24 protein-coding genes are annotated in these 24,281 nt (G+C 60.9%); 9 read left to right on the forward strand and 15 right to left on the reverse strand.

From position 1 onward, the window contains the following. Positions 1 to 18 precede the first annotated feature (18 nt). The 8 genes from HPO_RS11040 to HPO_RS11075 all read right to left on the reverse strand — a co-directional run bounded on the left by HPO_RS11040 (position 19) and on the right by HPO_RS11075 (position 6,606). Positions 19 to 1,176, reverse strand: coding sequence for a CaiB/BaiF CoA transferase family protein (locus tag HPO_RS11040; protein WP_035598506.1), 1,158 nt, complete (start codon positions 1,174 to 1,176; stop codon positions 19 to 21). A 41-nt stretch (positions 1,177 to 1,217) separates the two neighbouring features. Continuing rightward, positions 1,218 to 2,408, reverse strand: coding sequence for an acyl-CoA dehydrogenase family protein (locus HPO_RS11045; protein ID WP_035598509.1), 1,191 nt, complete (start codon positions 2,406 to 2,408; stop codon positions 1,218 to 1,220). A 32-nt stretch (positions 2,409 to 2,440) separates the two neighbouring features. Then, the gene (locus HPO_RS11050) at positions 2,441 to 2,962 is read right to left on the reverse strand and encodes a MaoC family dehydratase (RefSeq protein WP_035598512.1); all 522 of its coding nucleotides are present in this window, start codon (positions 2,960 to 2,962) and stop codon (positions 2,441 to 2,443) included. 17 nt (positions 2,963 to 2,979) lie between these two features. Beyond that, positions 2,980 to 3,804 (reverse strand): HpcH/HpaI aldolase/citrate lyase family protein, encoded by an 825-nt coding sequence (locus HPO_RS11055; RefSeq protein WP_035598515.1) that lies wholly within the window; start codon positions 3,802 to 3,804, stop codon positions 2,980 to 2,982. A gap of 90 nt (positions 3,805 to 3,894) precedes the next feature. Continuing rightward, the gene (locus tag HPO_RS11060) at positions 3,895 to 4,515 is read right to left on the reverse strand and encodes a VOC family protein (protein WP_035598518.1); all 621 of its coding nucleotides are present in this window, start codon (positions 4,513 to 4,515) and stop codon (positions 3,895 to 3,897) included. Positions 4,516 to 4,540: 25 nt separating this feature from the next. Beyond that, positions 4,541 to 5,449, reverse strand: coding sequence for a polysaccharide deacetylase family protein (locus HPO_RS11065; protein WP_051612538.1), 909 nt, complete (start codon positions 5,447 to 5,449; stop codon positions 4,541 to 4,543). Continuing rightward, positions 5,446 to 6,282, reverse strand: coding sequence for an SDR family NAD(P)-dependent oxidoreductase (locus tag HPO_RS11070; protein WP_035598521.1), 837 nt, complete (start codon positions 6,280 to 6,282; stop codon positions 5,446 to 5,448). The genes HPO_RS11065 and HPO_RS11070 overlap by 4 nt, the downstream gene beginning before the upstream one ends. Before the next feature lie 9 nt (positions 6,283 to 6,291). Beyond that, the gene (locus HPO_RS11075; protein ID WP_035598524.1) at positions 6,292 to 6,606 is read right to left on the reverse strand and encodes an REDY-like protein HapK; all 315 of its coding nucleotides are present in this window, start codon (positions 6,604 to 6,606) and stop codon (positions 6,292 to 6,294) included. Between the two features lie 94 nt (positions 6,607 to 6,700). Here HPO_RS11075 and HPO_RS11080 point away from each other — a divergent pair, with 94 nt between their 5' ends. The 3 genes from HPO_RS11080 to HPO_RS11090 all read left to right on the forward strand — a co-directional run bounded on the left by HPO_RS11080 (position 6,701) and on the right by HPO_RS11090 (position 9,230). Beyond that, the gene (locus HPO_RS11080) at positions 6,701 to 7,975 is read left to right on the forward strand and encodes a class I SAM-dependent methyltransferase (protein WP_035598527.1); all 1,275 of its coding nucleotides are present in this window, start codon (positions 6,701 to 6,703) and stop codon (positions 7,973 to 7,975) included. 3 nt (positions 7,976 to 7,978) lie between these two features. Continuing rightward, positions 7,979 to 8,347 (forward strand): hypothetical protein, encoded by a 369-nt coding sequence (locus HPO_RS11085; protein WP_035598530.1) that lies wholly within the window; start codon positions 7,979 to 7,981, stop codon positions 8,345 to 8,347. Between the two features lie 190 nt (positions 8,348 to 8,537). Continuing rightward, on the forward strand, positions 8,538 to 9,230 hold the full coding sequence (locus tag HPO_RS11090) for a hypothetical protein (protein WP_035598533.1): 693 nt from the start codon (positions 8,538 to 8,540) through the stop codon (positions 9,228 to 9,230). Positions 9,231 to 9,301: 71 nt separating this feature from the next. On the opposite strand, the gene HPO_RS11095 is transcribed toward HPO_RS11090, so the two are convergent. Then, positions 9,302 to 10,144 carry a hypothetical protein gene (locus tag HPO_RS11095; RefSeq protein ID WP_035598535.1) on the reverse strand — a complete coding sequence of 281 codons (843 nt, stop codon included), beginning with the start codon at positions 10,142 to 10,144 and terminating at the stop codon, positions 9,302 to 9,304. Beyond that, entirely contained in the window at positions 10,141 to 10,437 is a 297-nt protein-coding gene (locus tag HPO_RS11100; RefSeq protein ID WP_035598832.1) for a DUF1330 domain-containing protein, read from the reverse strand. Before HPO_RS11100 ends, HPO_RS11095 begins: the two co-directional genes overlap by 4 nt. Positions 10,438 to 10,528: 91 nt before the next feature. Between HPO_RS11100 and HPO_RS11105 the strand changes: the two genes are divergently transcribed. From HPO_RS11105 to HPO_RS11115, 3 genes are read left to right on the forward strand one after another with little or no spacing between them, the layout of a single operon-like run. Then, positions 10,529 to 11,413: a VOC family protein gene (locus HPO_RS11105; RefSeq protein ID WP_035598536.1), complete on the forward strand. Its 885-nt coding sequence runs from the start codon at positions 10,529 to 10,531 to the stop codon at positions 11,411 to 11,413. Then, positions 11,410 to 12,423: an MDR family NADP-dependent oxidoreductase gene (locus HPO_RS11110; protein WP_035598539.1), complete on the forward strand. Its 1,014-nt coding sequence runs from the start codon at positions 11,410 to 11,412 to the stop codon at positions 12,421 to 12,423. Before HPO_RS11105 ends, HPO_RS11110 begins: the two co-directional genes overlap by 4 nt. Next, positions 12,423 to 13,226, forward strand: a complete 804-nt coding sequence (locus HPO_RS11115; protein ID WP_035598542.1) for an alpha/beta fold hydrolase — start codon at positions 12,423 to 12,425, stop codon at positions 13,224 to 13,226. Before HPO_RS11110 ends, HPO_RS11115 begins: the two co-directional genes overlap by 1 nt. On the opposite strand, the gene HPO_RS11120 is transcribed toward HPO_RS11115, so the two are convergent. Then, the gene (locus HPO_RS11120; RefSeq protein WP_035598546.1) at positions 13,215 to 14,780 is read right to left on the reverse strand and encodes an MFS transporter; all 1,566 of its coding nucleotides are present in this window, start codon (positions 14,778 to 14,780) and stop codon (positions 13,215 to 13,217) included. The two genes, HPO_RS11115 and HPO_RS11120, sit on opposite strands and share 12 nt — an antisense overlap. A gap of 106 nt (positions 14,781 to 14,886) precedes the next feature. Here HPO_RS11120 and HPO_RS11125 point away from each other — a divergent pair, with 106 nt between their 5' ends. Continuing rightward, entirely contained in the window at positions 14,887 to 16,299 is a 1,413-nt protein-coding gene (locus tag HPO_RS11125) for a flavin monoamine oxidase family protein (RefSeq protein WP_084324276.1), read from the forward strand. An 81-nt stretch (positions 16,300 to 16,380) separates the two neighbouring features. On the opposite strand, the gene HPO_RS11130 is transcribed toward HPO_RS11125, so the two are convergent. After that, positions 16,381 to 18,837 (reverse strand): TonB-dependent receptor, encoded by a 2,457-nt coding sequence (locus HPO_RS11130; protein ID WP_162174037.1) that lies wholly within the window; start codon positions 18,835 to 18,837, stop codon positions 16,381 to 16,383. Between the two features lie 183 nt (positions 18,838 to 19,020). Between HPO_RS11130 and HPO_RS11135 the strand changes: the two genes are divergently transcribed. Continuing rightward, the gene (locus HPO_RS11135; RefSeq protein ID WP_035598552.1) at positions 19,021 to 19,527 is read left to right on the forward strand and encodes a hypothetical protein; all 507 of its coding nucleotides are present in this window, start codon (positions 19,021 to 19,023) and stop codon (positions 19,525 to 19,527) included. An 86-nt stretch (positions 19,528 to 19,613) separates the two neighbouring features. On the opposite strand, the gene HPO_RS11140 is transcribed toward HPO_RS11135, so the two are convergent. Genes HPO_RS11140 through HPO_RS11150 form a run of 3 tightly spaced genes read right to left on the reverse strand, consistent with a single transcriptional unit; the run spans position 19,614 to position 22,979 of the window. Next, positions 19,614 to 20,516, reverse strand: a complete 903-nt coding sequence (locus HPO_RS11140) for a DUF1838 family protein (protein WP_035598555.1) — start codon at positions 20,514 to 20,516, stop codon at positions 19,614 to 19,616. Positions 20,517 to 20,564: 48 nt separating this feature from the next. Further along, on the reverse strand, positions 20,565 to 22,013 hold the full coding sequence (locus tag HPO_RS11145; protein WP_035598558.1) for a sodium/proline symporter: 1,449 nt from the start codon (positions 22,011 to 22,013) through the stop codon (positions 20,565 to 20,567). Positions 22,014 to 22,028: 15 nt separating this feature from the next. Continuing rightward, complete coding sequence (locus HPO_RS11150; protein ID WP_035598560.1) at positions 22,029 to 22,979, reverse strand: hydroxymethylglutaryl-CoA lyase; 951 nt, start codon at positions 22,977 to 22,979, stop codon at positions 22,029 to 22,031. 112 nt (positions 22,980 to 23,091) lie between these two features. Here HPO_RS11150 and HPO_RS11155 point away from each other — a divergent pair, with 112 nt between their 5' ends. Then, entirely contained in the window at positions 23,092 to 24,279 is a 1,188-nt protein-coding gene (locus HPO_RS11155; RefSeq protein WP_035598562.1) for a CaiB/BaiF CoA transferase family protein, read from the forward strand. Positions 24,280 to 24,281 lie beyond the last annotated feature (2 nt).

Raw genomic sequence — 24,281 nt, forward strand, 5'->3', positions numbered from 1 at the left:
CCTTGAGACCGGCGAGTTTCATGGCTTTGCCGGCGCGCCCTGGCTGAACTCGCCATTATGCTCGCCAAGCTCGGGCGCCCGCGAGGTGACGGGGCGTTTCCCGTTCACGCGGAAAGGGGACGCCAGGGTACGCAGACCTTCCGGTTTGGAAGGGTGAGCAACAACCTCAAGCATCTCGGTTTCAGCGAGGTAGGGATTGTCGAGCGCGCGCGGGATATCGAGCACGGGCGCAAACGGAACCTGCCCGGCAAAATGGTCCACCCATTCCTGGCTCGTCCGATGACTGAGAATTTCGTCAACCACTTCCGTGAGCTGTGCAAGGTTCTTGTGGCGTGCCGGATTGGTGGCAAAACGCGGATCTGTCTTGAGATGCTGAGCGCCTGCAAGTTCGCAGAAAAGATCCCAGAATTTCGGCGTCTGGCACATCAACAAGCCCCAGCCATCCTTTGTCTTCACCAGCTGGCTCGGCGCGATGGAGGGGTGCGCGCCGCGCGGCAGGCGCTCGGTCGCGTGGCCGCGGTTGAGATACCAGGTCGCCGGATAGGACAGCTGATGCAGCGCAGTATCAAACAGCGTTACATCGACATCACAGCCCGTCCCTGAACGCTGCGCGCCGAGGATACCGGCAAGAATCGCTGTGGCGAGATGGCTGCCGGTGTGGAAGTCGATGATCGAAAGACCGCAGCGGATCGGCGGGCCATCAGGCTCCCCCGTCGCCAACATGAAGCCGGCTTCCGCCTGCATCAGGTAGTCATAGCCCGGCCAGCCTGCACGCGAATTGTTCCGGCCATAGGCCGAAAGGTGGGCGCAAACGATCTTCGGATTGACGGCGCCGAGCCGCGCAAAGTCGAGGCCGAGCTTTACGGGCTGATCGCCGCGAAGATTGTTCACGACCGCATCGGAAGAGACCACAAGCGTGTCGAAAAGCTTGCGCCCCTCCTTGCTCTTGAGGTCGATATCAATGGATTTCTTGCCCTTCGAAAAGGTCTGGAAGAAATCAGAATCCCCTTCGCCGAGAAGGTAAGGCCCGACTGCGCGGGAGACATCCCCGCCGCGCTGGCCATCCTCGATCTTGATGACTTCAGCCCCCAGATCGGCGAGCAGCTGCGTGCCATAGGGCCCTGCGCCATACTGCTCGACCGAGAGAATGCGGATGCCTTCGAGAAGCCGTGTCATCTTGTTCTTACCCTCCTTACACCGACTGCCATGGATCAGGATCAGGCCGGGTTACGCTTCACGAGCTGTTTGGAAATGATGATCCGCTGCATCTCGTTTGTGCCTTCCCCGATACACATCAGAGGGGCGTCACGGTAGAGCCGTTCGATGACATATTCCTTGGAATAGCCATAGCCGCCATGGATGCGCATAGCTTCGGTGGCTACTTCGACCGCCGTTTCCGACGCGAAATATTTCGCCATACCTGCTTCCATATCCACGCGCTCGCCACGGTCATAGGCCGCCGCAGCGTCCTGGACGAGAAGTTCGGAGGCGCGCGTCTTGGCGGCCATCTCGCCGAGTTTCAGCTGGATGGCCTGATGCTCGCAGATGGGCTTGCCCATCGTCTTCCGGAGCTGGGCATAACGGACACTCTCCTTCAGCGCGCGGCGGGCAATCCCGACCGAACGCGCCGCCACGTTGATCCGGCCAATTTCGAGACCGCCGGTCGCCATAAAGAACCCTTCGCCTTCCTTGCCGCCCACAAGGGAAAGCTCAGCGTCGCACTCATAATCCTCGAAAATGAACTCGCCCGAATCGATGCCCTTGTAACCGAGTTTTTCCAGCTTGCGGCCATTCTTGACACCCGGTAGCGGCTCACGCGTTTCCGGATTGATCTTCGGAACGATCAGGATCGACATGCCCTTATAGCGCGGCTGCGCATCGGGATCGGTCTTGACAAGCAGCGCCACGCAATGCCCCTCGATCGCGTTGGATATCCAGGTCTTCGTTCCGTTCACGATGTATTTGTCGCCCTTACGGCGCGCTACCGTGCGGATGCCCTGAAGATCGGTGCCTGCGTCCGGCTCAGTCAGACCGAGGCTGCCGCGCAGCTCACCGGCGGCAAACTTCGGCAGCCAGTATTCCTTCTGCCGGTCGGTGCCGAATTTCTGCACAACGATCGACATCATCAGGTGAGAGTTGAAGATGCCCGACAGGCTCATCCATTCTTCCGAGATCATGGTGACGATCTTGGAATAGGTCGTCGCCGACAGGCCAAGCCCGCCATAATCAGGGTGAATCAGCGCGCCGAACAGGCCAAGCTCGGTCATGTCGGCCACGAGATCGGCGGGCCAGATATTGTCGTGCTCGAGCTGCATCGCCACGGGGGCGACCTTCTTCTCGAGCCATTTCTGGATCGAGTCGAGGATCTGGCGCTCGTCTTCTTCGCTGAGATATGTCGTGTCAGCCATATGCATTCTCCTGAACCGACCGGGCAACCCGATCAGTAATTGCCGACCTTGTCTTCCACGGCATTGCCGCGCGAGGGGATGAGCATGTTGCGCTTGAACGTGCAGATCATCGTGCCGTCCTGGTTGTAACCCCGCGTGACGATGGTCACGATGCCTTGGCCGGGACGGCTCTGGCTTTCCCGTTTGCTGAGCACTTCACTCTCGCCATAGATCGTGTCGCCAGCGAAAACGGGCGCCGTAAACTTCACCTCATCCATGCCGAGATTGGCGATGGCTTTCTGGCTGGTGTCGGTGACGCTCATGCCAATCAGCAAGGCGAGCGTATACGGACTGACGACGAGATTGCGCTTGAACTCGGACGCCTTGGCAAACTCCGCATCAAAATGCATCGGATGCGTATTCAGCGTCAGCAGCGTGAACAGGTGGTTGTCGTATTCGGTGACGGTCTTGCCGGGACGATGCTCGTAGATGTCGCCAGCGTTAAAGTCTTCAAAATAGCGGCCGAAGGTTTCGCGGTAGCGGTTCGGGCCAACCTGTTTCCAATTCTGGACCATGATGGATACTTTCTTCCTTAGACTGATTTTGCTTTGCTGAGTACGCGCTCGGCCGCGAGAATGACGGGGCGGTCAACCAGCTTGCCCTTGTGCAACACGGCGCCGCCCTGCGCCGCGTTCAGCGCATCAATGATAGCTTGCGCTTCGGCGAGTTCGGCCTGGCTTGGCGTGAAAGCGGCGTTGACGAGCGCGACCTGGTCGGGGTGGATGCAGGCGCGGCCCGAGAAGCCCATAAGGCGGGCTTTGTGGGTTGTCTCGGTAAGGCCGGCAGGATCCTTCACATCAAGATAGGGCACATCGTAGGCCGGAATTCCGGTCGCCCCGCAGGCGGCAGCCACCAGTGCGCGCGCGGTGAGCATCGCGTCCCAGTTGGCAAGATCGGCGCCAAGGCTCGCGGAAAAATCGGCGCCCCCGAACAGCATGCCGCCTGTCGCTTTCGCCGCCACTGACTGAACATTGGCGAGCGCGCGGCCACTTTCCATGACGGCAATCAGGGGAATGTCCACCCCCAGGGCTTCTGCGACGATCTCCAGATCAACCGCCGTTTCCGCCTTGGGCACCATGATGAAATCAAGTTTCGCCAGAAGGCCGGAGGCCGCAAAGGCGGCAATATCAGCGCACCCATGGGCGGTGCGCGGAGAGTTGATGCGGACAGCCAGCCCCTTGCCGTCCCACGCGCTCACCCAGGCCAGAACATCAGCGCGCGCCTTGTCCTTTTCACCGGGAAGCACAGCGTCTTCCAGGTCGATGATGGCGGCATCTGCCCCTGCGGCAACGGCTTTTGCAAACCGGTCCTGCCGCGCGCCAGGAACGAAAAGAAAGGAGCGATAAACTGATGGCATAAGGAAATCCAAACCGAAACTTTGTCCGGACAAATTAAACCGATACCGTAAGGTGTCAATGTCTCAGCCGGTGGAAATCGACAGGCCGCCCTAGCGGGCGGCGCGGGGGTCGGAAATCATCTGGTTGAGTTCGATCGTGTAGCCATCCGGGTCCACAAGCATCGAAACCATAACGATGATATCGCCGGCCGGGGATGGGTAATGCCGCTCTGCCGGCGCGCTGATTACCTGAATGCCCGGCACAGCAGACGCTGCTGCGAAACGCGATTCCAGATCGGTGGTGTTGAACAGCAAAACCACATTTCCCGGCGTAAAGTCTGCCACGCTCGGCGGGGCCGTATCCTTCTCCGTCTGGTCCAGAAACTGCCAGAGACCGATCATGCCCATGGCCGCGCTGTTGGTCTGCGTCAGCACCAGACGCGAGCGATTGATGCCATCGGCGCCGTGGCGGGTCACCAGTCCGGGCGAGGTCAGTTCCTGATCATAAACAACCTCAAATCCCAACGCATCCCGATAGAGGCGCAAGGACGCCTCGACGTCCCGTACAACAAGCGTGGTCCGGCGCAGGTTGATCGGATGAACCGGATACGGATTTTCCGACCCCAGGAGCGCCGGCGCTCCTTCCGCCGCTGCCGGAGCCTGCTCCGGCGCCAAGGCGCAGCCAGCACAGCCCCAGACAGCAATCAAAACACCCGCAGTCGTTATCTTCATTGCGCAAGCCCCCTCTGGCTAAAGATCACCGGGCGGTGTCCGCAGAGACCTGGCTGGCAAAATGCGCGGCAATCTGCTCGCGCGGCGCCACCCAGACATCCGGATGCCCTTTCACATGGTCGAGAAAATCTGCAAACGCCCTAATCCGTCCGGGCCGTCCGATAATGCGCAGATGCAGGCCGAGGCTCATCATCCGGGCGCCTTCCCGTTGGCTTTCCTCATACAGCCAGTCAAAAGACCGGCGCGCATAATCAAGCCACATATCCGGCGTGAAGCTGGGCGAAAGCCAGAACTTCATATCATTGGAATCAATGGCATAGGGCAACACCACCATGGGCTTTTCCGTGCCGTCGGCCATCGCGACCTTCGCCCAATAGGGAAAGTCGTCCGAATAGTCGTCCATATGATAAGTATAGCCCTGCTCGAGAATCAGGCGGCGCGTGATGTCCGTATGCAGATATCGTGACAGCCAGCCCGAAGGACGGCGCCCGCAGGTTTTCTCGATGCTCTCGGTGCCCTTGGCGATAAAGGCGCGCTCAGCCTCTTCCTCCATGAAAGCGGTGAAGGCCCATTTGTAGCCGTGGTTGCAGGGCTCATCGCCCCGATCCACAATCGCTTTCGCCAGCCAGGGCGCCTTCTCGAGCGCCAAACCGCACACCGTCCAGGTGGCGTTAATGCCCGCCTTGTCGAGAATCTGGATCACACGCGGCGCGCCGCGATTGATGCCATACTGATAGTTTGTCTCGTTCCCATGCACGCGGATCGGCTTGCCGGGCACGGCGCCCAGCTCGTCAACGGGCTCAGGCCGTTTATCGCCTTCATCAATCCGGCGCTCGGCGCCTTCCTCGACATTCACAACAACCGACAGGGCGAGCTTCGCCCCGCCCGGCCAGGTAAACCCTTCAGGCGCAGGATCAGGTGGCAGCTTGGTCAATGGGGTTCCTCCCCTCCGGAAACGTTCATACTTTCAGCCGTGATGTAGGCCGCCTGATCCGTACACAGCCAGGCAACAGCGTTCGCCGTATCTTCCGGCAGGCCGGGGCGGCGCATCGGAATGCGATTGGCCATACTGGTCATGTAATCCTCGACAGAGGCATGCCCGGTCACCTTGGAGAAATACTCGTTCTGCCAGGCGCCAAGACCCGTGGTCACATGGTTCGGGCACACATTGTTGACGGTGATCCCGTTGGGCCCAAGCTCAATCGCCGCAGACCGCACCAGGCCGACAAGGCCGTGTTTGGACGAGGTGTAGGCCTGTGCATGCGGGAAGCCAGACTTGGCCGCCTGGCTGGCGATGTTGATGATCCGCCCGCCTTTGCCTTGCGCGATCATGACTTCGGCAGCGGCCTTCAGGCCGAAGAAAGCTCCGGTCAGGTTCACATCAATCACGGCCCGCCAGTCAGCCTCCGAAACCTCCAGAAGCGGCTTCATGATGTAGCCGATGCCCGCATTGTTCACCCAGATGTCGAGCGATCCATGCGTTTGCGCGCCATGCCTGGCCAGCGCGCGGACTTCCTCAAGGCTGCGCACATCGCAAACGCAGGTGGACACCTGCACGCCCAGCCCGCGAAGCTCCTCGGCGATCGATTCCATTTCTTCCGTCGTGCCGATATGGGCTTCCCCCGTAGCGGCGTCGCGCGTCTTGCCGATGTCGGAGATGACGATATTCGCACCTTCTGAAGCCAGCTTGCGGGCGATGGCTTCACCAAGCCCCTTGCGGCGGCCAGAGCCGGTAATAACGGCCGTCTTGCCGGTAAGCGTTCCCATCCGCCGCCCTCAGCCGATCTTGTCGGTAAGAATGAAGACCAGGTCGTCGGTCATCGGCTGGAACTCGGCAGCAATCTTCTGCATCGCTTCGGTGCTGACCTCGGCGCCAAAGCCTTCCATGTCGTTCACATCGATGATCTCGATATAGGCAAAAGGCGGCTTGGCATCGGAGCCGAGCACACCCGTGGACCGGAAAACTTCAAATGCATCGACGGAGTTCAGGCCATTGACGGTGGGAATGTCCTTTGTTTTCGCCCAATTTTCATAGTCTGAAGCGGAAACGCTGGGTTTAAGATTGAAAAGTGCGACAATCCGGGTGCTCATATGGGTAATCTCCCCTACTTGGTCATTTCGCCTAAATGATATATCTTTTGGTTGTAGGTCAATTGTGAATTGACCCTAGCGCAGGAGGAATAGGATGGCTGACACGGTGCGCCCGCCCAAAACAGCGCCGAAAGGCAAAGCGGCCAAAAAGGAGGCAGCGCCCGCGCCGCGCGCCTATGACGGCCCCCCGGACTACCGCGTTGTCGGCCGCCATGGCGTTTTTCCGGAAACCACGCATGATGAGGTCGCCCGGTTCAATTTCCTCGCCCATATGAACCGCCATCTGGCGGCCAATATCATGCCGGGTGTCGGCGAAGCCTTCGAGGCCAGAATCAAGCCCGCCTTCGAGAAGAAGGAAAAGCGCAGCTTCAAGGATCGCCATGAAGTGCGCAAAGCCCTGACCCAGGATCCGATGTGGCAATGGTGGTCAGCGCTGCGCCGCGGCACGATGGAATCGCGCCAGCAGGCCGGACGCTGGGTAACCCTCCGCCAAGCCGATGATCTCAACGGCAAGGTTCGGGAAATGACCGAAAGCGACAGCCGCCTGGTGCTCGCACCCGGCTTCAGGCAGCCTCGCTCGACCGAGGCTATCGACCATCACTGCATGCCCGGCAGCTATCACACCGAACTCGTGCCCGGCGATGTAACTGGCCCCGCCAATTATGACATCGGCATCTTCGCCACCACGGGCGGCATGCTGGGCCGCTTCAATGATGGCGGCGGCGTCGCTGTCGCCGAATGGGTCAAGCAGAACATGCCGGACTTCAAACCGAAGCGGATCCTTGATATCGGCTGCGGCCTCGGCCACAATGTCGTGCCGCTCGCCCAGGCTTATCCGGATGCGGAGATTGTGGCCGTAGACGCGGGCGCACCGATGCTGCGCTACGGTCTGGCGCGCGCCAAGTCGCTCGGGGTCAACAACATCACCTTCATCCAGGGCGATGTTTCAGACCTCTCGCAGTTTGAAGACAACAGCTTCGACTGGGTGCAGTCGACGATGTTCCTGCACGAGACCAGCTACAAATCCATGCCGAAAATCTTCGCGGAAACCCAACGTCTCCTGAAGCCGGGCGGTATCGTGCTGCACGTCGAGCAGCCTCAATACACCGCCGACATGCCGCTGTTCGAACAGGCCATGCGCGACTGGGACGCCTTCTACAATAACGAGCCCTTCTGGACGAAAATGCACGAGATTGATCTCGACGCATGGATGGAAAAGGCGGGCTTTGCGAAAGACGCCCTCATTCATGGCGGCGTGGCCGCTGTGGTTGATCCGGAAGTCTTCCCCGAGGCCGCGAAGGATACCAAGCAGGAAGACTATGGCCGCAAAGCCGCATGGCACGTCATCGGCGCGCGGAAGGTAGCCTGAACCATGACCACGAAACTTGATCCCCTCGCCCTCTCCGGCGCCAAAGCCAAGGGCAAACGCCCCTGGTTCCTGAAAGACCCTGATGTCGAGCGCGTGATGAACATAACCCTCGCCCTCATGCAGGAAGTCGCAGTCCTCCGGGAGCGGATGGATACGATAGAACGCCTGATGGAGCGGGACGGCAAGGTGACAAAGGCGTCGATCGAAGCCTTCACGCCGACCAAGAAGGAAGCCGAAGAACGCGGCGCCTGGACGCAGGAATACATCGCCCGCGTTCTGCGCATCGTCCAGCAGGACCGGGAAGCCATCGAACGCGGCGAGGAAGCCTCCTCCGAAGAGGTGGCCGAGGAATTCGCCACCACGACGCCCTGAGCCACCCGGCCCATTCATGATAAGGAAAGCGCCCGCTCTGCGGGCGCTTTTTTGTGCGCGCGGCCCCCCCCAATGCAACGCATACGGAAAGACCCGCAGAAACATCGCGCCTAAGTATTTTCCACTATGGAATTTTACGCACCACCCAGCTTAAAAGATATATCTTTTGATCATTTCGCTGGGAGGCACCATGCTAGAATTTCTTGCGGCCTACGAGCTGCCAATCCTCCGATGGCTGCATATCGTTGCTATGGTCTATTGGCTTGGCGGCGAATGGGGCGTGTTCCAGACCTCCTACAAGGTCGTGAACCCCGCCCTGTCTCTGGAGGAACGCTCGCGCCACATGGATACGGCTTACCGTATCGACATCATGGCGCGTACGGGCATCATATCGCTGCTGCCCCTTGGCCTGCATATGGGCTATCTCTGGGGCGTGCAGCCTTTCGGCGGCGGCTGGCTGGTCGCGATGTGGAGCCTCTGGGTTCTCTGGATGGCCATTACCTGGGGCGCGTTCTCCAATCGCGGCAAACCGCTGGGAAAACTGCTGTCAGACATTGAAGACTGGACGCGCTATATTGTCATCCCCCTGCTGATCATCTGCTCGATTTCCTCGCTTCTCGGCTATGGTCCGTTCCTGGCAGGCGAAGGCCAGAAATGGTTCTCAGCGAAGATGCTCACCTATGGCTTGCTGCTAATCCTCGGCTTCGGCTTGCGGCTGGTGATGCATGAATGGCGTGCCCTGTTCCCCATCCTGGCGGCAGGCCCCAATCCGGAAGTGGAAGCCAGGCTCGACCGCTCCATCAAGGTCGCCCGGTTGATCGCCTACACCTACTGGGCCGGCATTCTTACCACGGCATTCTTCGGCGCCGTAAAACCCTTCTGAAACAGGGCAATAAAAGTGGCGCCCATCTGGCGAGGGGCGCCACAGTGTTTTCTGGCCCGCGCCCGGCCTTGTCAGAAGGTCGGCCGCTCCGGTTCTTCTGAAATAACGAACACGGACTGATCAATCGGTGCGCCGATCTCCACCCTGGTCCAGACCGCCTCGTTCGCTTTCATGCCATCATAGAAAAGCCGCACGCGGCCAGGCTGCACCCAGCGCGAGCCCGGCACGGTGAAGAAATTCGAATAGCGCCGCTCATGCCAACCGCGCGGCGTGCTGAAACCTGCATACACGGTGGCAAAGTCTGACTGGCGGATACCGAACTTCGTCTTGCCGCCCGCAGGATCCGTCAGCTCAACCATATAGGCAGGCAAGCCATCAATCAGATCGTCGGGCAGACGCGCCTGTGTCCAGCCTTCATCCAGCGCGTTGCGGATAGCGCCAAAGCCGAAATTCGACGCCCAGGCCTTCGCCGCCACCTCTTCCGGCATCGGACCATTCTGATCATAGGTCGTCTCGCCATCGAAGCTGATCAGCATCGCCAGCGTCTCGCCGCTCCACGCCTCGATCCGCACCTTGCCCTCCGCAGCATGGGCGTTGGCCTTGCTGTCGGAAAACTCCCGCCACATGGCATACCTGTCCCACAGCACTTCGGAGCCGTCCGCCCGGCGGATGATGTTGTAGCCTTCAAGATAAAGGCTTTTCACATCGCGCCAGTCTTCCCCGCCGGCAGCCTCATGCGCCGCCGCAATGATGTCGCGCGCGGAGAGCCCGGGATTGGCCTGCACGGCGGCGGGCAGCAGCGCACGCCTTGAAACATCCGGAGGCAGACCATCTGGATATGTATTCCCGCTCCCTGCCGGCGCGGTGACGCAGGCGGTAAGCAGAGCGAGACACAGAAGCGGCAAATGTTTCATGCCGGGTCTTCCACAATCATTACATGTGCCTCGGCCAGCGGCTGGCGCGCGGCTTTCAGCGCCTGATATTCCGGGCTGTCCCAGAAGCGGCGGATCGCCGCCTTGTCCGGCCACTTCGAGATTACCGTGCTCGCCCCGTCAAACAGGCCGCCTTCAAGCGACTCGACACCCGGGCCGCGCACGACATATTCCCCGCCAAAGCGTGAGATCAGCGCCGCAGTCGGTGCTGCATATTCAGCCACGAAGCGCTGGCGATCCTTCACCCGCGCAAAAACGATCATGTACGCCGCCATCTGCATCCTTTCAGCTTGGCCCAATCGATTCAAATGATATATCTTTTATTGGACGGCCTCCAGAGGCCATAACAAAAGAAAAGGCCCATTCATGAAGCTGCTCAGAGCCGCCACGCTGACTGTCTCCGATCTGGAACGTTCAATCGCCAATTATGCCAAATATTTCGACTATTCGGTCGTGGAGCGCGGCGATGTGCCTGCAGATCTCGCCGCCAGCTGGCAGGCTCCGGCGTCTGCCGGCCTGCCCTATGCCGTGATGCAGCCCTCCTCCGGCGCCGAGGTCTATCTCCGTCTCATCCAGCAGCCCCCGGTGGCTGGTTACCAGGCCCTGCGCTCCTATGGCTGGAACGCCATCGAGATCTGCGTTCAGGATGTTCTGACCGCCAATGCGCGTATGGAAAACTCCCCCTTCGAGATCATCGGCCCCCCACGCGAGATCGAGGGCCTCGACGCGATCTACCCGATGCAGGTCAAAGGCCCGGACGAGGAAATCGTCTATCTCACCCAGATCCGCGACGACCTGCCCGCCTTCGACCTTCCGCGCGCTGCCTCAACCATCGACAAGCTGTTCATCCTAGTCCTCGGTTGCAGCGACATGAAGGCTTCGCTCGACTGGATGGTGCGCCATTGCGGCTTGGCTGTCGGGCGCGAGGAAATGGAAATCGTCTATACGATGATCGCCAAGGCGTATGATCTGCCGATGGAACAGCTCCACAAGATCTCCACCATGATCCATGGCCGTGATGTCTTCCTCGAACTCGACCAGTATCCCCCCGCCGCCATCCCGCGCCCCCACCATGAGGGCATGCTGGTGCCCGGCTGCGCGGTCGGTACGCTCTGGCATCCGGAATTCGATAGCCTGCCCGGCCCCTGGATCACCCCGCCAACCCGCCGCGATGGTCCGATCTATCAGGGCAAGCGTGCTGCCACGATCAAAGACCTTGATGGCGCCCTGATCGAGATTGTCGAAGCATGAAACGCTATACGCTGAAAGCTGCGCTCTCCGCCACGCCCGTGGCGGAAGACTTCGTCGCGATTGATGTGCCGTATCCGGACTGTCCGCCCGGCGGCATCGTGGTGCGTACAATCTATCTCTCGCTCGACCCCTATATCGGCTCGCGCCTGAGGGGCCGCCATATGGGGGAAACGCCCCCGGCGCCGATGGCCGATGCCATCCCGGGCGCCATCGTCGGCCAGGTCGTGGAGAGCCGCGCCCCCGGTATTGCCGAGGGCGATTATGTCCATGCAATGGAAGGCGGCTGGCAGGAATATGCCGCGCTGCCTCCGGGCCATTTCCGCAAGCTCGATCCGGCCGCCGCGCCCCTGCGCGCGCATATCGGTGTGCTCGGCATGCCCGGCCTGACAGCTTGGGCGGGCATCACCCAGCTGGCAAAGGTGACTGCCGGTGATGTTGTGCTGGTCGACGCAGCGGCCGGCGCCGTCGGCGGCACGGCTGGCCAGATCGCCCGCATCAAGGGCGCCGCCAAAGTCGTCGGCATCGCCGGTGGCCCCGAAAAATGCCGCCTCGTGACAGACACTTACGGCTTCGATGCCTGCATCGATTACAAGGCCGAAGGCTGGCAGGCCGCTCTGAAGGAAGCGCTTCCCGAAGGCGCCAGCGTGTTCTTCGAGAACGTCTCCGCTGAAATGGCAATGACCGCACTGTCCGTTTCCAGGACGTATGTGCGCGGCGTGCTCTGCGGCCTGGCGGATGCTTACCAGTCGGCCGGCCCTGCGCCCCATGCCCTCAATGCTGGCGCCGTCATCGGCAAGCGGGCCCAGATGCTCGGCCTCGTCGTCTACGATTTCTATCCCCGCTGGGATGAATACGTCACCGAAGCCAGCGGTTGGATTCGCGACGGCAAGCTCGCCTTCGCGGAAGACCATGCCGACGGCCTGGACAGTACACCCGCGCTGTTCGGCAAGCTCATGCGCGGCGCAAATGTCGGCAAACCCATCATCACCGTTTCAGAGGAACAGGCATAATGGCCCGCGTCAGAAAATCATATGCAGACGGAACATACGGCCAGCTTCACTACCGCATAGCGGTTCCCGAAGCGGCCTCCTCCCTGCCGCCGCTCTACTGCCTTCACCAGAGCCCGAAATGCGGCATGGAATTCGAAACCCTGATGGGCGTGATCGGTGATGAACGCATCGTCGTTGCGCCGGACTATCCCGGCTATGGCCAATCCGACAAGCCGCCGGAAGAGCACCTCGCTACGGTGCCCGCCTATGCTGAGGCCTGCTGGCAGGTGGCCGATGCCCTTGGCCACGACACTATCGCGCTGTTCGGCAATCATACCGGATCAAAAGTTGCAACAGAAATGGCGGTGATGCGCCCCGGCCATGTTGGCAACATCGCCATGGTGTCCGCTGCTCTGCTGACGGATGAAGAGCGCGCCTTCTTTGCCGACTATTTCACCCCGATCCCGCTGGATGACGCCGGCACACGCTTCTCCACCATGTGGCAGCGGATCATCGAGCGCCGTGGCCCTGGCGCAACGCTGGAAATGCTGGCCCAATCCCTGATGATGAACCTGCTTGGGGGGGAAGAATATGAGTGGGGCCATGCGGCCGCCTTCTCTTTTGCAGAGCCTTTCGAGCAGGCGCTGAAAACCCTGCCAAACCGGATCACCATTCTCAACCCGGCAGACGACCTCACAGAATGCACGCGCCGCGCAACAGAACTGGTGCGCAATGGCGAAGTCATCGAATGCCCCCAATGGGGCTACAACTTCATGGACGTGTGGCCCGAAGAAGTTGCAGCCCTTCTGAGATCACACCTCTGAGGAGGCGACAGCGCCTGCCGGCGCAATCGCCGGCGGCGCCTCTGCCTCATGCTCCCGTCCGTACCGGTACTTTCCGAGTGCCAGGATCGGCAGCGTGGAGATGAACAGGATTATGGCCGCACTCGTCAGCGTCCACTGCCAGTCATGGCCCGGCAGGATGCCAGTATTGGCCCCCAGGAAGTGAATACCCCGGCCGTCGGCAATATCGGTCATGATCGACGGCCCGAGACCGGCGCCCACCGCAAAGAAGGCATACAGCGCGCCATAGATTGCGGTGTAGGATTTCATCCCGAAATACTTCGACACGATGTAGGCCATGAAATCATATTCCACGCCCGCGCCGAAGCCGATCATCAGGATGGCAATCGTCGCCATGCCCGGCGTGAGTCCCGGCTGACCGAGAAGCCAGAGCGCAATCGCCGGCGAGGCGAGGAAGGCGAACGCCACCGCAGGCGCCCAGAAGCGGTCAATCAGATAGCCCCCCACTGCCCGGCCCAGCAGCACGGCAAGCCCGGTCAGCGTGGCAAGACCGACTGCCTCATTAATATCGAACGACTGATGCACAAGAATGCGCTCAATGTTCGGAATGACGGCGCCCACTGCGTAGGAGATCGGCATGAAGCAAATGCCGAGCAGCCAGAAGCGCCAATCTTTCGCCGCCGCCGCTAGGCTCATGCCCGTCATCACCACCGCCTTGCCCTCAACCGGCACCGGAGGTGACTTGCGAATGTCGAATACGATCATTGCCAGCACGGGCAGAAGCATCATGATCGAGAAAGCAATCGCCATCAGGTATTCAAGACGGGGACCATGCATATTGATCAAGGGCAGAACCTGCATCCAAACAATCGCGCTCAGCCCCAGCGTCCCGAGCAGTGAGATACCCAGAATTGGCAGCTTCAGGCGAACCAGCGGCGACGTGCTCGCCGGCTTGTCATCAATGTCCCGTAGGCTGAGGATACTCATCGGCAGCGAAATCGTCAGGGGCAGCAAGGCCAGCAGAACATAGGCACTGCGCCAGCCAGACCCGTTGAAGAAATGCCATTCCGGATTGGAAACGATATACTGCGCGAAAAATTTCGCGAGCGCCCCGCTTACGCCGGTGGCGATAAGAGCAATGCCCAGGACAATACCCCGGTTCTTCTCGAACCATGCGGCAACCGGGCGTGTGAAGGTGATCGGAAGCGTCCCCGCGCCAGCAAACGCCAGCAGAAGCCACAAGAATATGTAGAGAGGTTTTGAGCCATTGTTGAAGGCCAGCGCCATCATCGCAAGGCTGAACGTTACCGTCGAGATCAAGGCCACCCGGCGTGCACCAAACCGCTGTGCCATGATGCCGACCATTGGAGCAGCCACGAACACACCGAAGGTATAGATCGCCAGCGCGTTGAGAATGTCGCCCGGCGCCCAGCCCATCGGGCCAAACTCTGCCAGCATCGGCGGGATCATCACCCCGATCGTATAGAAAGGCAGCGGCGACAGTCCGAGTCCGACACCTATGGCCGCCGCGCTGACTACCGGCCAGCCGCGACTGAACTCACCTGTTTCCGCCATTCTACAAACTCCTCGCTTGTTCGGAGCTTGCGCGAACGCAACTCCACGTCTTATCGTGTTTTAATTGGTATATCATTTGAGCGTCCCGTCGAGAGGAAATCACAATATGCCTATGTCACGCCGGAAATTTGCACTCCTGTCAGGCGCAGCTTTGCTATCAGCCTGTGCACCTGTGCCCGCGAAAGGGCGTCGGGATGCCGCCGATGTCATCATTCTGGGCGCCGGGCTCTCCGGCCTTTATGCGGCGCGAATGCTGGAGGCGGCCGGCATGAAGGTGCTGATCCTGGAGGCGGATACGCGGCCAGGTGGACGCATCCTGACGCTCGATGATGTGCCGGGCATGCCGGAAGGTGGCGGCCAGCAGGTCGGCCAGACCTATGCCAGGATGCGCAAGACCGCGCTGGACCTGGGCGTGCCGGTCGTTCCCTATCCGCCCCGTCCGCGCGACGCCGCAGTCGCTGCAGCTGGCCGCGTCATGGCAGCGAGCGATTGGGCCGCCGCGCCGGAAAACCCTTTCCCCGGCCCCTTTCGCCCGCTCACGCCATCAGCTGCCTTGCTGGTCGCCGCCGGACGGAGCAATCCGTTTGCAGACAATTACGCCTGGCGGGAAATTTCCCCCGCCAGCGATATCTCCGCCGGCGATTTCCTCGCCGGGCTCGGCTTTGACGAGGCCTCGCGCGCGCTGATCGACAGTTCCCTGAACGGCAACAGCCTTGCCACCTATTCCATCGCCAATGTCTGGCGCACCCTGACACTCTATGCCGAAGATGCCGCCCTTGGCCCGTCAGACCGCATTGCCGGCGGTTCCTCCCGCTTTACAGAAGCGCTGGCGGCCAGTCTGGCCGAAGGTACGCTGCGCCTGGGAACACCGGCCGAAGCAATTGCCGAGCGTGGCACCCATGTCGAAGTGACTGCCGGTGGCACGATCTACACGGCCCCCTTCGCAATCTGCACCCTGCCTTTCCCCGCCCTGCGCCGGCTGGATCTGACGCTTTCGGAAACAGATACCTTTTCCGCCGAGCGCCGCGCGGCGATCAGTGCCCTGCCCTATACCCGGATCCATCAGATTCATGTCGAGCCCGAGGCGCGCTACTGGGAGGCCGACGGCCTGCCCATCGAAATGTGGACTGATGGTCCCATCGAACGTGTCTTCGCAAACTTCGACGAGGCAGGCGAAGTGGCAAGCCTCACCTGCTGGATCAACGGCCAGGGCGCTGATCCCGGCCGCACGGATGAAGACTGGTTCGCCATTGCCGATGCCGAATTCGCCCGCCTGCGCGGCACCGGCACGCGCGGCATCAAGGTTGTGCGCTGGGATGAGACCCAACCTCGCTCGGGCGGGGCCTACATGCACTGGGCGCCGGGCCAGATTGGCGCCTGGGCCACCGGCATCACCGAGCCTTCCGGGCGGCTGCACTTTGCCGGGGAGCATCTCTCCTTCCTGCACACGGGCATGGAAGGCGCACTGGAAACAGGCGAACGCGCCGCCTATGCAGTCCTGGAAGCTGCGCAGCTCTAGTCCTCAAGGGAACATCTGCACACAGAAAAAAGCGGCGCCGGGACGGGAGTCCGGCGCCGCCAGAGTTGGCTGTATGTCCGATCAGAAGCGGACACGCAGCTCCGCGCCAAACTGCGGTCCGCGGCGAAGCGAGCCGAAGAATGCACGCGGCGCGCCACGAGAAGCGGTCGTGGGCGCAGTATTCGAGCTGAAGCCCGTGGAGAAATAAGGCCCTTGCAGCCAGCGCGTTGCCACCACGATGGAGTCCTCATCGGTGATGTTCTGGCCATAAGCCGCGAGCGTCCACTTGTCGGTCTCAAATCCGAAACGGGCCCCCAGCAGAGTAGCGTCGCCTGTCTCGGCCGCGTTGTGGATCTGCACGAATTTAGAGCTTTCGTAGGTCAGGTCACTGGAGATGAAGAAGTCAGAGCCGAACGGACCCGCATCGCGGAAATCAAGACGCACGAACACGCTTGCCTGATGCTCCGATGTCAGAGGGAATGTGCGGCCCGCGATCGAGCAGGAAGCAGGCCCCGACCCAGGGAAGAGAGACGTAAAGTCAACGCCGCTCTGGGTCGATGGGCTCGTGAAGTTGCCACCGCCCGACGACATGATCCACTCATCAGCATCACAGCCCTCGGTGAACTTCGCATCGGTCCAGGCATAAGTGAAACCGCCGCTGACAATGTCATTCACATAGCCATTGAGATCAACTTCGATACCCTTGATTTCACCTGCACCCTGGTTGGTGGCGATGGAGTTGATCGCCCCGGAGGTCGCCGCCACAGCGGAGGTCAGCTGTACGTTGGTGGCTTCGGTATAATACCCGGCCAGAGACAGGTTCCAGTTGCCCACGCCCATATCCGGGAGCGGCGTCTTGATGCCGAGTTCGATATTGTCGGACTCTTCCTGCTTGTAGGTCGGCATGCCGACCGCTTCGCCGATTGCGCCGTTGATACCACCCGGCTTCACGCCCTGCGCCAGTACGGCATAGACCGTACCGCCATTGGTCAGATCATAATCGACCGTCAGGCGCGGCGTGAATTTGCTGTAGGAAACCTCCGGTGTCACCGTGGAGGTGCGATCCGTTTTGGTTTCCTCCGCATACCGCCCTTCGAGTGTGGCCGTCAGACGGTCGGTGAAGTCGAGCTCGACAAGACCGAAGACGGCTTCGTTGCGCACGGTGCGCTTGCCGGTATCAGCCGCCCGGCCGGAAGGATCGGCGAAGGTGATATCGCCTTCATAGAGGATCTGGTCATACATATAGACCCCCAGCATGCCGCGCAGGCGCTGGTCCTGCGGCGTGGCGAGCTGCGCCTCGATGCTGTAATCCTCAATGTCCTTGCGTGTGGTGTTTGCAAAGAACGGCTCCAGCGTTGGACCGGACAGGAAGAAGTTGACCGGCGAATGATCCGAGTCATAGCCCTGCTTGTTGTGCTCTTTCGAATAGCCAGCCAGCAGGCTGAGTTCCCAGCCAGAGTCGCCAAAGCGATAGTTCGACACCGAGTTGGCTACCCACATGTCGCGCAAGATGCCATCGAATGCTGTCCCGTCACCCAGGCCGTAAGTAGCGGCCATGAAGGGAAAGGTTGCCGTCAGCGGCGCGCCGGGAATAACATTCGGTATCCCGTCCGCATCTGAACTTGAGTTCACCGCCACCTGTCCGGGCTTGATGACGCCGCAATAATACTGGTTGTTGTTGGTGCTGCCCGAACGCGACCAGTAGGCCAGCGATCTGTAGCCCGGCATGCAGTTGTTTTCAGCAGCCGACTGCAGGAACAGCGGCAGCACGCCGTCACGGTCCTCCGTGAAGCTGACCCGCAGGCGCGTGTCGAAATTGGAAATCGGTTCCCAGTCGAGCACACCGGCAATGCTGGTCGTCGCTTCCTGGCCAACGGTCTCGTTGGTCACCGCGTTGGTGTATTCGCCGCCATACTCATAGTCACGGAAGCTCAGCCGTCCGGTCAGCCCCTTGAACAGCGGCCCGGAGATGGATGCGGAAAACTCCTTCGTATTGTTGCTGCCGATACGGGCCTTGCCCGTGCCTTCGAAAGTTTCCGTGCCGCCCTTGGTGATGAAGTTGATCGCGCCGGCATAGGTGTTGCGACCGTAAAGCGCCGATTGCGGTCCCTTGATCACCTCCACTCGCTGCAGGTCATTGGGATCAAGGTTCTGGATCGAGCCGGAATAATAGATGCCATCAATGAAGTAGGCCGTGCCCGATTCCACGCCGAATTGCACGCCGGCCAGAACGTTGGACTGACCCCGGATGACAGGGCGCTCGGTGGACCGGCCAAACGCCTTGCTGAACGAAAGACCGGGCGTGAACCGGGCGATATCATCGACCGATTCCAGCTGCAGGTTTTCGATGGCTTGTTCGCTGAAGGCGCTGACGGCCACCGGCGCTTCGAGAAGGCCCTCATCCTTCTTGCGCGCACTGACGACAATGACGTCCTGCTTCAGCTCGGTCTCCTCCGAGGCCTCCTGGGCATAACCCGGAAAGGTTTGAACTGACATCGCCAAAGCGGCGGCACCAGCCAACAATACTGTCTTCTTCATGTCAGGTACTCCCCGCTGCGTCATTCTGCGCGCGACACCACGTCTCGACAGTGACGCCAAATGATATACCATTCATGATCAGTCGCGTTTATATGCTTGGCAAGCTCTTTTCCGTGGGCAGACGAGATTATTTTGACACACGCGTGACATTCGAGGCACAGTCAGAGCAGAAATGAGGCAGCCATGACCGACTCCATCACCTCCACAGAACTGAAAAAGATCATGCCCCTGCTCGCGCGCCATGAAGGCGTGTGGGAAGGTGTCTATCGTTACTATGACGCCGAGGGTAACAAGACCGATGAGCACGCCTCCCGCCTGCTCTGCCGTTTCCCGGAAACCGGCCCGGCCTATCACCAGACAAATTTCTATCGGTGGGCGGACGGCCGCAGTGAAATCAGGGACTTCCCTGCAAACATCGTCAACGGGCGTATCGCCTGGGACAATGAACTGATCAATGGCTGGGCCAGCGATGTTCCCCTTGATGATTTCAAGCGTACCACCATGCTCAACTGGACCCGCACAGGCGAACCAGACCTTTATCTCTACGAGATGATCCAGCTTTCCGATGATGGCCAGTCTCGTTCGCGCACCTGGCAGTGGTTCAAGAAAGACCGCCTTTTCCAGCGTACACTGATCGACGAAAAGTTCATCAGCGCCGACTGGAAATCCTATGACGGAAAAACTTTCTGATCTGATTAGAGATCAAAAGAAAACAGACCAGGCCGGAGCATCGCTCCGGCCTTTTTCGTTATGGTTTTCTCATTTAAATCAGATAGTTACCGATCTGGCTTCTTGATCGATCCATCCCTGATCCCTTTGAAGTAAGTCCAGCTCGTCATGTTCGCACGCGGATCACCTTCAGGCGGCGGGCTTGCATACTCGGGATAGTGCGCCGCGATCTCCGCTTTCATCGTGTCGGAAATCTCGTCATAGCTGGCGACCTTGCGGCCAGAGGTGTGAATATACATCACGCCTTCCCGGCCATTCATCATCATCCAGGGCAACCAGTCGGCCACGCGCGTCCAGGCAACGGTCGCCGAAGCTGTTTTCGTCTTCGGGTCGAGCAATTCCCCGGCATTTCCGAAGAAATTGAAAAGCTCCGTAGCGTGATAAGTTCCGCCAATCTCTTTCTGGTAATCCCCGGCCAGCGGATTGGGATACCAGAGCGGAATGGTCGAGCGCAGCCACCAGAACGGTCCGCTCACCTCGCCGCCCCAGTTTACAGGCTGCCCATCACGTCCGGTCTCGTAGACTTTCCAGTTCACCGGGTCGTTGGCGACATGAAGTACTTCCACATCTTCGCCTGTCCAGGGGTTGGCCCAGGTCTTGAGAACTTCCCCCGTATCCTTATCCTTGTACAGAAGGATTTCACGCGACACGAGCTGGTAGCCCTTCAGGCCCGCCTCGTTGGTAATCGCCGCACAGGCGCGGATATTATAGCCCTCAACGTCGAAGAGGTGGATGTCCTTCTCTCCCTGCCGGCGCGAGAAGGTCTCCCCCTCCCACCAGAAGATGGCCGGCTCATTGTCCACTGTCGAGCAATGCACCTTGCGCATCAGCGTCAGGGCGTCTGCCGGGTTCGACGGATTGAGCTTAGGCCCCTGCGCCTCGCTCAGAGACGCGCAGGCGGAAACCATCACTGCGGCAACAGCCAGCGCGATGTGACGAGCAAACAGCATTCTGGGCCCCCATAAGGATATATCTTTTATAGTTATATCTTTTGCATCTCACAACTTGGCAGAGGCGCCAAGCGTCTCTTTGTGCTGCCCTGCAACAATTCTGACCAGCATCAGCGCCGCGACTGCCGCAAGCCAGGGCACTGTGCGTGCCCAGACGGCGCCCGGTCCGGAATCCAGGAAGAACTCGTAAGCAAGCGAAGTCAGAAATCCTGCCAGGATCGAAGCAAGTACCTCTGGCCCGCCCGGCCGCCTGCCAAAGGCGCGCAAGACCACCACCGGCCCGAAACTCGCGCCGAGGGCCGACCATGCAAAAAGGGTCCGGTCAAAGATCGTTGCGGGCAGCGCCAGCGTCAGCCCCACCGCGACCACGCTCACGGCCAGCATGGCAAGGCGCGTCGCCAGAACTGTTCGCCCGCCCATGAGGCGGGCCGCCCCCAGATCATGGCTGATTGCCCCGCTCGCCACCAGAAGCTGGCTGTCCACGGTCGACATGATCGCCGAAAGGATCGCCGCCGCGACAATCCCGGAAAGGATGCCGGGCAGTAGGTCTCCGGCCAGTTTGAAGAAGATGCCTTCAGCCGGTGTGTCGGCGCCAAACAGGGCTCGCCCCGAAAGCCCGAGAATCGCCATGCCGGCATAGACCACCGCGCCCCAACCAATGGCGACGCCCGCGCCCATCACCCGCGCCCTGGAATCGCGCGCCGCCATGATCCAGCTGATCAGATGCGGCTGGCCCAGCGCGCCAAACCCCGTCGCCGTCATGCCCAGAACAAATCCTGCCGCAACCCAGCCCGCCCGTCCGCCGAAAGGGGAGAGGTAACCGGCCGGCGCATCGTCCAGCGCGCTCGCAATACCGCCCGCCCCACCCGCCGCACTGAAAGCCAGCACCGGCAGCAGAATCGCCACCAGCATCATGACCACGCCCTGCACGGTATTGATCACCGACACCGCAAGGAAGCCGCCCGCAAAGGTGTAGGCCAGAATGATCACAGCGCCCAGAAGGATGCCCCCGGTCATACCGATGCCGAAGAGATCATCAAAGGCCACGCCTGCGCCCTGAAACTGCGAGGCGATATAGTAGGAAAAGCAGAAGGCGATCATCAGCGTCGCCGAAATCTGGATCAGCCGCGTCACCCGCGGCCCGGCTGTCTCCGTCAGGAAGGCGGTCAGCGTCAGCTGATCCTTGTCCCGGCTCGCAGCCTGCAGCACAGGCCCGCCAAACAGCCACACCGCCGCGTAGCCCAGCAGAATGCCAGGGATCATCCACAGCGCAGAGGGGCCCGTGCTGTACACAAACCCCGAATAGCCCAGCAGCACCCAGGCGCTCGAACTCGACGCCGCATAGGCCAGCCCGGAAACCAGCGGCCCCAGCGACCGCCCGCCCAGAAGGAAAGAGCTCGCCTCCGAGCGTACCTGCCGCGCCGCCCAAAAGCTCACGCCCACAAGCAGCACCGCATACCCGATCAGCGTGATTAACGCCGGAAGATTTGCCCGCACCCCGCGCTGCTCCCCTTAGCTCACCATAGCAGGCGCAGGCACCGGCTCGCCCTTGAAGCCCAGCGGCAGGCCCGCCTTCGGGGTGAAGCCGTAAAGCTCCTCCCCCGGCAGCGCCGCTGCCACAATCTCGCGCGTCGCCATCAGCTTGCGCAGGTCAATTCCGGTCGAAATGCCCATCGCCTCGAACATGAACACCATGTCTTCGGTTACAACATTGCCGCTGGCGCCGGGCGCCGTCGGGCACCCGCCCAGCCCGCCCAGCGAGCCGTCAAACGTCGTGATGCCTTCCTCATAGGCAGCCAGCGCATTGGCCAGCCCCAGCCCGCGCGTGTTGTGCAGGTGGACGCCCGTGAGGTTCTCCGCCCCCACCACCCCGCGCACCGCCCGGATCAGCCGTTTCACGGACGCCGGATCGCCATAGCCCGTGGTGTCCGACAGGCCGACCTCATCGCACCCGGCCGCCATCAGCTGCTCGGCGCAGCGCAGGATCGTCGCCTCCGGCACCGGCCCTTCCAGCGTGCAGCCGAATGCCGTGGAGAGCGATCCTTCAAAATGCGGCCGCGTACCCTCCGGCAGCGATTTCACCAGATCGGCAATCGCCTGTGCCTCCTCGATCACCTGCGCATGCGTGCGCCGGATATTGCGCAGCGAATGGGTTTCCGAGACCGACATCGGCAGCGTGATCTTGTGCGCGCCGCCGTCAATCGCCGCCTGCGCGCCTTTGAGATTGGGCACCAGCACGGCCACCGTCAGCCCCGGAATTGTCACGGCGAAATCCAGCACCTCCGCCGTATCCGCCATCTGCGGCAGCAGTTTGGGCGACACGAAAGATCCGATCTCGATCTCCGTCACGCCCGCCTCAGCCAGCGCCGCAATCCAGCGCTTTTTCTCTGCTGTGGGCATGATCGCCTTGCAGTTCTGCAGGCCGTCACGCGGCCCAACTTCGCTGATCAATACGCTGCTCATCGAATTCCACCTGATTGTTATATCAAAGAATGTATGCCCTCGCTTGAAAAGATATATCATTTGAGCAAGTAATGGCAATCATCGCGGGCAGGAAGTTCAGGGAGTATCAGGTATGAGCAAGACCGGCGGGCCGCTGCATGGACTGCGCGTACTTGAATTCACTCATATGGTGATGGGCCCGGCGGCCGGTCTCGTATTGGCGGATCTTGGCGCCGAAGTGATCAAGGTCGAGCCGATCGGCGGCGACAAGACGCGTAAGCTCAAGGGCTCCGGCGCTGGCTATTTCCCGATGTATAACCGGAACAAAAAAAGCCTCGCGATCGATCTGAAATCGGAGGAAGGCAAGGCCATTGCCCTCGCCCTGGCCGATCAGGCAGATGTTTTCATCGAGAATTTCCGCCCCGGCGCCCTCGAAGCGCTCGGCTTTGGCTATAGCGCCCTCTCCGCGCGCAATCCGCGCCTTATCTACTGTTCGGAAAAAGGCTTCCTCGACGGTCCGTATGCGCACAGGACAGCGCTGGATGAAGTGGCCCAGATGATGGGCGGCCTTGCCTATATGACAGGCCCTCCCGGCCGGCCGCTGCGCGCGGGCGCCTCTGTCATTGATGTCACTGGCGGCATGTTCGGCGCCATTGGCGCCCTTGCAGCCCTCAACGAGCGCCAGACAACCGGCAAGGGCCGGCACGTCACAGCCTCCCTTTTTGAAACCACCGTCTTCCTCGTCGGCCAGCATATCGCCCAATACGCCGTCACCGGTTCGCCCGCCGCGCCCATGCCGGCGCGTGTCTCGGCCTGGGCCGTGTATGATGTGTTCGATGCAAAGGACGACGAGAAAGTCTTTGTCGGCGTTGTCTCCGATGGTCAGTGGACATCTTTCTGCAAGGCCTTCGGTCTGGATGACTGGGCCACCGATCCCAGCCTCGCCGGAAACAATGACCGCGTTGCCCACCGCGGCCTTATCCTGCCCCGCCTGCGCGCCCTGTTCGCCGGCTATTCCAAGCAGGATTTGATGGACAAGCTGGAAAAGATCGGCCTGCCTTTCGCGCCCATCCAGCGCCCGGAAGACCTGCTGGAAGACCCTCACCTCCTCGCCAACGGCAGTCTGCTGAATATGCAGCTTCCCGAAGGTGGCGAAGTATCGCTCCCCGCCTTGCCGCTGACGCTGGATGATGACCGCCCCGGCCTGATGCTCGATCCGCCCCGCATCGGCGCGCATTCGGTCGAGGTGCTGGGCGCTCTCGGTCACACGACTGAAGAAATTGAAAATCTCGTCAGCCGCGGCCTCGTCCAGGTCAGCTGAAG

It is taken from the genome of Hyphomonas polymorpha PS728, from assembly GCF_000685315.1.
Lineage (GTDB): Bacteria > Pseudomonadota > Alphaproteobacteria > Caulobacterales > Hyphomonadaceae > Hyphomonas > Hyphomonas polymorpha.

Excerpts from the sequence above, each read along its gene's own strand:
- HPO_RS11040 (WP_035598506.1), bottom strand. The coding sequence starts at position 1,176 with ATGACACGGCTTCTCGAAGGCATCCGCATTCTCTCGGTCGAGCAGTAT.
- HPO_RS11045 (WP_035598509.1), bottom strand. The coding sequence starts at position 2,408 with ATGGCTGACACGACATATCTCAGCGAAGAAGACGAGCGCCAGATCCTC.
- HPO_RS11050 (WP_035598512.1), bottom strand. The coding sequence starts at position 2,962 with ATGGTCCAGAATTGGAAACAGGTTGGCCCGAACCGCTACCGCGAAACC.
- HPO_RS11055 (WP_035598515.1), bottom strand. The coding sequence starts at position 3,804 with ATGCCATCAGTTTATCGCTCCTTTCTTTTCGTTCCTGGCGCGCGGCAG.
- HPO_RS11060 (WP_035598518.1), bottom strand. The coding sequence starts at position 4,515 with ATGAAGATAACGACTGCGGGTGTTTTGATTGCTGTCTGGGGCTGTGCT.
- HPO_RS11070 (WP_035598521.1), bottom strand. The coding sequence starts at position 6,282 with ATGGGAACGCTTACCGGCAAGACGGCCGTTATTACCGGCTCTGGCCGC.
- HPO_RS11075 (WP_035598524.1), bottom strand. The coding sequence starts at position 6,606 with ATGAGCACCCGGATTGTCGCACTTTTCAATCTTAAACCCAGCGTTTCC.
- HPO_RS11080 (WP_035598527.1), top strand. The coding sequence starts at position 6,701 with ATGGCTGACACGGTGCGCCCGCCCAAAACAGCGCCGAAAGGCAAAGCG.
- HPO_RS11085 (WP_035598530.1), top strand. The coding sequence starts at position 7,979 with ATGACCACGAAACTTGATCCCCTCGCCCTCTCCGGCGCCAAAGCCAAG.
- HPO_RS11090 (WP_035598533.1), top strand. The coding sequence starts at position 8,538 with ATGCTAGAATTTCTTGCGGCCTACGAGCTGCCAATCCTCCGATGGCTG.
- HPO_RS11095 (WP_035598535.1), bottom strand. The coding sequence starts at position 10,144 with ATGAAACATTTGCCGCTTCTGTGTCTCGCTCTGCTTACCGCCTGCGTC.
- HPO_RS11100 (WP_035598832.1), bottom strand. The coding sequence starts at position 10,437 with ATGGCGGCGTACATGATCGTTTTTGCGCGGGTGAAGGATCGCCAGCGC.
- HPO_RS11105 (WP_035598536.1), top strand. The coding sequence starts at position 10,529 with ATGAAGCTGCTCAGAGCCGCCACGCTGACTGTCTCCGATCTGGAACGT.
- HPO_RS11110 (WP_035598539.1), top strand. The coding sequence starts at position 11,410 with ATGAAACGCTATACGCTGAAAGCTGCGCTCTCCGCCACGCCCGTGGCG.
- HPO_RS11115 (WP_035598542.1), top strand. The coding sequence starts at position 12,423 with ATGGCCCGCGTCAGAAAATCATATGCAGACGGAACATACGGCCAGCTT.
- HPO_RS11120 (WP_035598546.1), bottom strand. The coding sequence starts at position 14,780 with ATGGCGGAAACAGGTGAGTTCAGTCGCGGCTGGCCGGTAGTCAGCGCG.
- HPO_RS11125 (WP_084324276.1), top strand. The coding sequence starts at position 14,887 with ATGCCTATGTCACGCCGGAAATTTGCACTCCTGTCAGGCGCAGCTTTG.
- HPO_RS11130 (WP_162174037.1), bottom strand. The coding sequence starts at position 18,837 with ATGAAGAAGACAGTATTGTTGGCTGGTGCCGCCGCTTTGGCGATGTCA.
- HPO_RS11135 (WP_035598552.1), top strand. The coding sequence starts at position 19,021 with ATGACCGACTCCATCACCTCCACAGAACTGAAAAAGATCATGCCCCTG.
- HPO_RS11140 (WP_035598555.1), bottom strand. The coding sequence starts at position 20,516 with ATGCTGTTTGCTCGTCACATCGCGCTGGCTGTTGCCGCAGTGATGGTT.
- HPO_RS11150 (WP_035598560.1), bottom strand. The coding sequence starts at position 22,979 with ATGAGCAGCGTATTGATCAGCGAAGTTGGGCCGCGTGACGGCCTGCAG.
- HPO_RS11155 (WP_035598562.1), top strand. The coding sequence starts at position 23,092 with ATGAGCAAGACCGGCGGGCCGCTGCATGGACTGCGCGTACTTGAATTC.